The sequence below is a fragment of the Flavobacterium sp. genome (assembly GCF_031363805.1).
Classification (GTDB): Bacteria; Bacteroidota; Bacteroidia; order Flavobacteriales; family Flavobacteriaceae; genus Flavobacterium.
Map to the genome: position 1 here is coordinate 1 of NZ_JANLVD010000092.1, position 3,016 is coordinate 3,016.

The following is a 3,016-nucleotide window of genomic DNA, read 5'->3' on the forward strand; positions in this document are numbered from 1 at the left end:
CATTATAATTTTGTTTCTTTTGGTTAAAAATGGATAGCGTTCTATTCTTGGAACTAGTAGTATTTGTAGTTCTTTCTCTGTGAATAAATCTTGTAATTGGATTGGGTTTTCTTTGCCGTCTCGTATTCTTATGGCTCTGGCTGGATTGTCTTTTCGTTTTCCTATTTCAATTAAATAATCATAATACTTTTTGATAGAAGCTATTACTCTTTTTACATTATTTACACTGTACTGATTTCGTACTATTTCTATATACTGTATTACTTTTTGATAGTCATATTTGTGTGCATTTTTATTGTTCTTTTTGTATTTATTAATGTCGTAAACATAACTTTCTACTGAACTTTGCATTAAACTTTGGCTTAAATATTCTTCTATACTCATTGCTGTAATTTGGTTTTTAAAAAATTAATTCTTGTATAAATTTGTGTTGATACCAATTGACTGTGTCCTAAAAAATCTCTGACCATTTCGATACTCATTTCATTTTCTAATAAGTGTGTTGCAATACTATGGCGAAGCGAGTGCAGACAATAGTTTTCGGGTTTTAGGCTTTGGGTTCTTTTGAGTAATTTTTTAAATAAATCATACACATTTTCGCCTTTCATTTTACTACCGTTTATATTGATTAAAAAGCTTTCTTCGTCTTCTTTTCTAACAATTTCAGTATAATTAAAATAGTCTTTTAAATCTTTAACAATGGCTTCTGTAAGTGGTATTACTCTACGTTTTTTGCCTTTTCCTTTTCTAACAAATAGTAGTTTTTGTTCAAAATTTACATCTTTTATATTCAAGTCTTGGGCTTCACTTCTTCTGAGTCCACAACCATAACACAAGTGTAATATTGTTTTTTCTTCTAGGTTTTGAGTGTTTTTATAGAGGATTTGGATTTCTTCTTGAGTAAATATTATTCGCTCGTTTTTGGTAGTTTGTTTTATTCGTAAATTGTATGGATTTCGTTTTATAGTTTTGGTTCTTTCTAAATATTCAAAGTATAATTTAATGGCCAATAATTGGCTGTAGATGTGGCTTTCGCTTATGGTTTTCTTTGTTATTCTACTTGGTTTAGTTTTTAAATATTCGTAGTAGTTTTTTATATGTAAATCGGTTATTCTTTGAGGAACTTCTTTTGTATAATCTAATAAATTTTGTGCATATTTTGGATAATTTATTACTGCATTTTTACTATATCCCAGGTTTACTAATTCTCTTCTAAAGTCATTTATCGTATTTTCTATTATCATCTATTATGCTTTTTAGGTTATACTTTTTATTTCGACCGAACGCTAATTCTATTTTAGATTTAAGAATTTAGATGTTAGATTGTTAGCTCATTTATAGCGTTCGTTTGGTGTTCGGTTAGCGTTCGTTAGTGTTCGGTTTTAACTGCTGGACCTGTTTTATAAAATGGTCTTTTAGTTTTTTCCTAACGCTTTGTATATCATCAAAATAGGCTATTCTATATTTAAATCCTTTGTTGCCATGCCCAAACTGTTTGATGTATTCCAGTTGTACCAATTGATTAATATAATGTTGTAATTGTGTCTTCTTAAATCCTGTGGTTTCCATGGCTTCGAACCTTGTAAAATCATCGGTTTTAAACTTCTTTTTTAGCTTTTCAAAAAACTGTCTTAAACTTCCGTCGAGTTCGTCAATTTTTAGAATAATGCTTTCAAAAAGTATTTCTACGGCTTCTTCAACATCTGTAATTTCAGTGATTAGTTTATTGTTTTGGGTTCTTCTTTGGTATTGATTAATAATAGTGATTTGCTTGATAATGCTTTGGAACATTTCATTTAATCTTCTTTTTTTATGTACGTTTTCGGGTAGTTGTATTTGTGTGGCATATGGATTTTGTACTTCTTCTGTTTTTAAAGCTCTGAGTATTTTTTGTAATTGTTCTTTGGCTTTTTCTTGTTGGCTTTCGTTTATTTCTCCTGCTATTCGTTTGTTTTGATAATTGATTATTTTGTCTGTTTGGTCCTGGCTTTCATCTACTGCTAATAAAAAACTTCTACTCATATTATCCTCGTATAAATCGCCTTTTGTTGTGGCTGATAAACTGCTGAACACGCCTTTTACTTCTTTCTTTACGCTCTTGATATTTCCTTTTTTATCTTTGATTGATACCGAACTCGATAGCTTTTGATTGCTGATTAACTCCCGCATTGCAAAGAGTGCTTCTTCTTTTAATCCGTCTAAATCTTCAATAATTAACAGTTTAGTTACTAGGTCATATTCGCCCCAATTATACAAACTACTTTCTGTAATTCTTGTAAATCGAAGTACGTCTTCTTGTGGTATTAAATCGGCTATTTTACTGATTAAATGGGTTTTTCCGCTTCCGCTACTTCCTTGTACTATGGCGTGTAATGGGCTTTTTGTTTTGTAACTTGATTCAATTATAAATAGTAATAATCGGCTGTTTGCTTCTCCAACTATTCCGCTTTGTTCGATTAGTTTATTGATTTCTTGTAGTAGATTATCTTGTTTTAAAATGTCAATAATAGTAGGAAGTTGGGAGTTAGAAGTTGGAAGTTTTGGCTTTCTTTTTTCTGTTTCAATTTCTTTTTTAACTGTAATATGCTCTTCAATAGAAAATAAAAAAGGGATTTCTTTTCTTTGGTTGATTAAATGGATTAAAATGTTTGTTTCGTGTCCAATGATTAAACTATTAATATCTTCGTCTTTCGGTGTTTCTACTTGACTTATTTTGGCTCTTGGGTGTAGCTCTCTTAAGATTTCAGCATATTTTGTAACGGCTTCGTTTCCTGCTTTGTCGCCATCAAAAAAGAAAATTATTTCTTCTAACTGTTTTAATGGTTTGATTGCGTTTAGGATTTCGTCATTTAATCCATTGGTTCCGTAGCTTGTGAGTAGTGTGTAATTATTAGCTATATCATCTATTTGTAATAAACTTGCCGTGTCGATGATAGCTTCAGTAAGCAGTAATTTTCTGGTATCAGGATTTGGATAATTTGGATAGATTCCTTGTCTGTTCTTCAGATAAAAATGC

The 3,016-nt window shown here is 30.4% G+C and carries 2 protein-coding genes and 1 pseudogene; all 3 read right to left on the minus strand.

The window, feature by feature from the left end:
- Positions 1-384: pseudogene (locus RMN92_RS05305) on the minus strand (integrase); the annotation flags it as partial.
- Complete coding sequence (locus RMN92_RS05310; RefSeq protein WP_309608426.1) at positions 381-1,244, minus strand: tyrosine-type recombinase/integrase; 864 nt, start codon at positions 1,242-1,244, stop codon at positions 381-383. The pseudogene RMN92_RS05305 and the gene RMN92_RS05310, both read right to left, overlap by 4 nt.
- Before the next feature lie 115 nt (positions 1,245-1,359).
- Positions 1,360-3,016, minus strand: a 1,657-nt coding sequence (locus RMN92_RS05315; RefSeq protein ID WP_309608428.1) for a toprim domain-containing protein, incomplete at its 5' end; no start/stop codon positions are given.